The 5,158-nt window shown below is 73.5% G+C and carries 3 protein-coding genes; all 3 read right to left on the minus strand.

The genetic code is table 11. The features are described 5' to 3' along the window. On the minus strand, window positions 1-1,820 hold a 1,820-nt coding region (locus tag AOK11_RS42745), incomplete at its 3' end, for an SAV_2336 N-terminal domain-related protein (protein ID WP_276204813.1). Between the two features lie 4 nt (window positions 1,821-1,824). Then, window positions 1,825-3,009 (minus strand): AAA family ATPase, encoded by a 1,185-nt coding sequence (locus AOK11_RS10185; RefSeq protein ID WP_055593333.1) that lies wholly within the window; start codon window positions 3,007-3,009, stop codon window positions 1,825-1,827. Between the two features lie 96 nt (window positions 3,010-3,105). Continuing rightward, window positions 3,106-5,158 (minus strand): caspase family protein (locus tag AOK11_RS10190; protein ID WP_157869318.1); only part of this gene is annotated, 2,053 nt, incomplete at its 5' end.

The following is a 5,158-nucleotide window of genomic DNA, read 5'->3' on the forward strand; positions in this document are numbered from 1 at the left end:
CCCAGGACCGGCGGGGGCGGGGTGGTGTCGGCTTCGTCAGCAGGGTGGGCGAGCCCGTCCACGGCCTCCTCGATACGCCGCACCGCGTCTCCGTAAGCCGGGCCCATCCCTTTCAGGATGCGGACCGCGATCTCCGCGAACGGACGGGTCTCCGGGTCGATCTGGCCGATCAGCCGGCCGTCGCGCGGCGAGGCCAGCAGCGCGGGGAAGGCGAGCGCGGTGCGGCCCCGCATCCTCGCCACGTATCCGGACACGGTCTCGAAGACCCGTACCGCCTCGACCCGGTCCATGCTCTCCAGCAGGATCTGCCGGGTGTTTCCGGTGAACTCGTAGGCGGGGTCGTCCGCCGGTGTCCCGGAGCCCTCCCGCGCGGGACGGGGACGCAGCAGACCGCTGAAGAAGATCTCCGCCAACGGGGCGGGGTCGTAGGGCTCCTGGCGCCAGTTGCTGGTGACCATGTGCGTCAGCCACATGGTGGACAGGCTCAGCGGGACCACGGCGAGGCTGCGCAGCAGCCTGCGGGCGCGTCGGCCTGCGACGGCGTCGAAGTCGTCGAGCAGTTCGCCGGCGTCGGCCGGGTCCGCGAGCGCGGTGTCGTCGGAGGCGGGCCCCGGGAGGGTGTCGGACGCCCGCTCCGAGCCGGCGTCCGTCGTGGACTCGGGCATGGTGGGGGGCGCGGGATCGGAGGCGGAGGCGGAGGAATGATTGTTCCGCTTCTCTCCCGGCCCGGCGGTGACGATCCAGGCCGAGGCGGACACGCTGCGGTCGTGCGCACCGGTGATCAGCGCGGCCCAGCGGTTCAGCGGTCCGGGCGCGAGGGGCACCACGGGGACCGCGTGCGGACGGCCACCGGACGGGGGGCGGCCCCCGGGCCAGAGGTCCGCCGGGGACCAGCCGGCCGGTGTGAACCGCCGGGCGAGGCCGGTGAACCTCCTGGACCGGGCCCCCTGCGTCTCCGGGTGGAAGGTCACCGGCAGCGGGTCGATCCCGGTGCGCCCCCACAGGTAGCGGGGCAGCAGATGGACGATCACCACGGGGCCGTAGCGGGACAGCAGGTGGACCTGCTCGGCCATCCGCCCGTCGTGCCAGCCGGGGCCGACGCCGTCGGTGACCAGGGCGATCAGGCGTCTGCCGTCGGGCTCCAGCAGTGTGCGCAGGCTGCTGGACCCGCCGCCGGGAGTCGTCGGGAGGGTGCGGGCGGTCCGTGAGTCCAGCCGGCTCACGGTGATCGACCGGAAGACGCCGTACTGGGCCACGGCTCGGGCGAGTTCGCGCAGCATCGGTGTCCACAGCCGCATCGACGAGCCGGTGTCGCGCACGAGGGCGAGGTCGAAGTGCGGTTCCTCGGCGGGCTCGACCATCGGCACGACCATGCCGGTGGCCGCCGCCCACTCGGCGGTGGCCTCCTCGTCCACCGCGGTCCGTACGGGGGAGGGACTGGTACGGCGCAGCGGCCGAAGGGCGTTGCCCAACTCCAGGCGGCCGGGCAGCATCCGCGGGGGGAGGGGCGCGTCGACCAGAGCGGTGGCCTCTCCCGCTCCGGTGAGCAGGGGTTCGGCGCCCGGCAGCCACAGCGCCATGTCGGCGGCCCGGCCGCCGGGCTCCGGGGACGTACGGCCCGGTGCCGACGGCGGACCGCCCGCCGGCGAGGCCGGACCGTCCGGGGCCGGAGCCGCGGATCGCGGACCGGGCCCCGGAGGGCGCGCCGTGGCCGCCCGGCCGGCCACGGGCAGGCGTGCGGCCAGCCAGGCGGTGTCGAGCACTTCGCCCAGTCCGACCCCCTCGCAGTTCAGCAGCGCCTGCGCGACCTCCGGATGCACCGCGTCACGCCCCGGAGAGCGAGTGGAACACCGCGTTCGTGATCGTCTCCAGGTCGTCCGGCCCCAACTGGGCCGTGAGCCTGAGGCGTACGGCGTTGATCAACTGGTCGGGTGAGAGCTGGCGGCCCTCGGCGGTCAGCCCTTTGTACTCCTTCAGGACGTCCGCGACCTGGGAGAGGTCCTTCATCTCGGGGACGTGCGCGCGGAGGATGTCGTGCAGACGCTCTCCCTCGGGGGGTTTGAGGGTGAGGAAGAGGCAGCGGCGGCGGAAGGCCGGCGGGAACTCCCGGTCGCCGTTGCTGGTGAGGATCACGAGGGGGAACTGCGCGCACCGGACGCGGCCGTCGTGCACGGGCACCCGCTCGTTGCCGTCCCAGCTGAGCACACGGACCGGCGACTCGGCGACCCGGCGCAGCTCGGGGATCTCGTAGCCGCCGGTCTCGAAGACGTGCAGCAGGTCGTTGGGCAGGTCCACGTCGCTCTTGTCGATCTCGTCGATCAGCAGCACGCGGGGCCTGCGCCTGGGCAGCAGCGCGTCGCCCAGCGCGCCGAGCCTGACGTACTTCCCGATGTCCTCGTGCCGGTCGCCGTCCTCGTGCCGTCCGGTCTCCCGAGGGGCCCCGGCGCCCTTGTGGGTTCCGCTGTCCCGGTGGCCCTTCTCCCCCCGGTGCCTCCTCTGCTGCGGTGGCACGTTCTTGCGCAGGTTCATGTCGTGCAGACGGCCCAGGACGTCGTAGTCGTAGAGCCCTTCGCGCAGGGTGGACCTGCTGGTGATGCCCCACCGCAGGACGGGGCCCAGGGCCAGCTCCCGGGCGATGGAGGCGGCCAGGGTCGTCTTTCCGGTTCCGGGCGGGCCGGTGACCAGCAGGGGCCGGCGGAGCTGGATCGCGGCGTTCACGAGGTCGTACGCGTTCCGGTCGCCGCGATAGGCGACCGCCGCCTGCTCGTCCCACGACCCCGCTCCCCCGGTCCCGGGCGGCGGCACCGGGAGACTGCTGTGCAGGGGGTCCCGCGCGCGCAGCGCGGCCTCCTCCTCGGGGGGCACCAGCGCGTGCAGTCCGAAGGAGCGCCAGGGCGGTGGGTCGGGAATGCCCGGGAGCGCGCCCTCCCGGGTGCGGGGCTCGCCCCGGTGTCCGCGGTAGACCCACCAGTCGGGAACCGCCGGGGCGGCGACCGGCCCTTCCGTCATTGCTCGTCCCTTCCGTACGTCCGTCCTTGTGAACATCTGTCCATGCGGGGCCCGCAGTCCTTGCGGTCCCCCTTCCGGTGGGGGCCGTTCCTCCCGTCAGGGCGGGTTCAGGGGCCCGCGGACCAGAGGAGAACGACGCGGGTCGTCGAAGAGCACGACCATGTCCCGGAACACTTCGGCCTCGGTGCCGCCCGTTCTGCGCAGATCGAAGACGATCTCGGGCAGGTCGTGCAGGGGACGGCCGTCGAGTCTGCGCATCAGGCTCTCCCGTACCAGCGCGCCGTCGCAGACCGCGCCGTCGTCACCGCCGCGCCGGCAGTCGTCGGCCGGGGACCGGGCCGGCCATATGGCCAGCAGGGCACCGTTGTTGAGGGCCGTACCGACGAGATCGGCGTGCGCCCGGTCGGCCAGGGGGCGGGAGAGCACGATGCCGGCGCACGGGTCCGCCGCACCGTTCGCGCCGCCGTTGGCTCCCGCCGGAGCCGACGCGCTCCTGGCGCCGTTGGTCCCGTTGCCCGTGGTGTCCGTCTCGGTGCCGATGACCGCGTTCAGGGTGAAGGCGGTCTCCACGGTGCGGGCGTGCTGTTCGAACTCCGCTTCCCCGGTTCTGCAGGAAGAGGCGCAGTCGGTCCACTGCAGTCGTGCCGCGGGGACGGAGTCCAGGAGGGAGGCCCTCCGCTGCCAGCTCAGCGTCTGTGGGCCTCCGTGGTGGCGCCAGCCGTCGCGCAGCACCACCGGCCCGCCGTCCCCCAGCAGCGGCGCCTTCCCGCTGGGTACCGAGAACCTCGGCAGTGCGTCGAAGCGGTGGCCGAACAGGTCCCGGTCGACGATGAACTCCACCCAGGCCCCGTCGAGCGCGGACTGGACCTTGGTGTGGGCCTTGCCGTAGATCAGCTTGACGAGGCTGGGGAACTCCTCCTTGCGCCAGCTCTGCCTCGGCAGTCTGATCGGCAGGCGCTGGTGTCCTGTGTAGAACCACGCCTTGGCACGGTAGCGCGGTCCCGCGGCGCTCTGCGGCTCACCCCGCTCGGCGGACGTCTCGCCGTGGCCGAGCTCGTCCTCCCGTTCCAGATCTATGACCAGGTGCCCGCGCCGCCGCACGGGCGTGGGCGCGACGGACACGTCGGCCAGCGGTGGAAGGCCTTTGTCCGTGGCCCAGGACGCGTACCACCGGTGGATGCCGTCCCGCAGCCGCCCGATGCGGGCGAGGACGACGCAGAGGTCGGTGATGCAGTGGCTGCCGTCCGCGCGGTGGGGCAGTTGCGTCACCCGCACGGCCGTCTGCGGCAGGGTCAGGTCGTCGTCGGCGAGACGCGGGCCGTAGCGGTGCAGCCACTCCCACACCTCGCTCTCCTCCGCCGGAGTCAGGCAGGCCCGGCTCACCGTCCGGTGCAGCGTCTCGGCCTGGGTGACGGTGACCGCCGCACCCGGCAGGAAGTCGCGGTCCACCAGCAGGTCACCCCGGTGGCTGAGCCAGTAGTGGGTGGGAATCTGGCCGTACTCGGGATCCCCTTGCCGGTAGGCCGCGCGGAAGCGGGCCTCGAGGGCGACGGCGGTCTGCTCGATCCGTTCCAGATCCAGCCGGCCGGCGGACGGCAGTGTCTCCAGCGCGTCCAGGAGCCGGTCGGTGAACACTCCGCCCCGGCCCTCGTCGAAGAGGGCCTGCTCGCCGTGGCGGGCGCCGTAGAGCACGAGGCCCAGCCAGTCCGGGTGCGGGACGGCACCGGCGGCGATGGTCAGGGTCTGGCCGCCACCGCCGTCGCCGGGCCGGGCGGTGTCCGCCTCCCGGCAGGCGTCGATGACGAACAGCTGACGCCCGGGTCTGTGCGGACCTGCCATCCCGCGCGTCAGGTCCTCGAGCGCGAGGCGCCCGTTGTGCGGAAGGTACAGCAGGTGGTTGCCGTTCTCCCGGTTGATCCCGCCGTGCCCGATCCAGTAGAGGACGAAGGCGTCGTCCTCCCCGAGTTCCCCCACGGGGCTGGAGCCGGCCGGGCTGAAGAACTCGCCGATCGGAAGGAGGTCGGCCGATGCCAGGTCGGTTCGCACGTCGGTCCGTCCGGTGGCCGCGGTGGCCGCCCGCAGTCGCGCCGGCAACAGCTCGGTCAGCGGTTCGGCGGGCGGTCGGCCGGACGGCGGGTCGGGCGGGGGC

It is taken from the genome of Streptomyces hirsutus (genome assembly GCF_001418415.1).
Classification (GTDB): Bacteria; Actinomycetota; Actinomycetes; order Streptomycetales; family Streptomycetaceae; genus Streptomyces; species Streptomyces hirsutus.

Coding starts and splice junctions, on each gene's coding strand:
- AOK11_RS10185 (WP_055593333.1), bottom strand. CDS start 3,009: ATGACGGAAGGGCCGGTCGCCGCCCCGGCGGTTCCCGACTGGTGGGTC.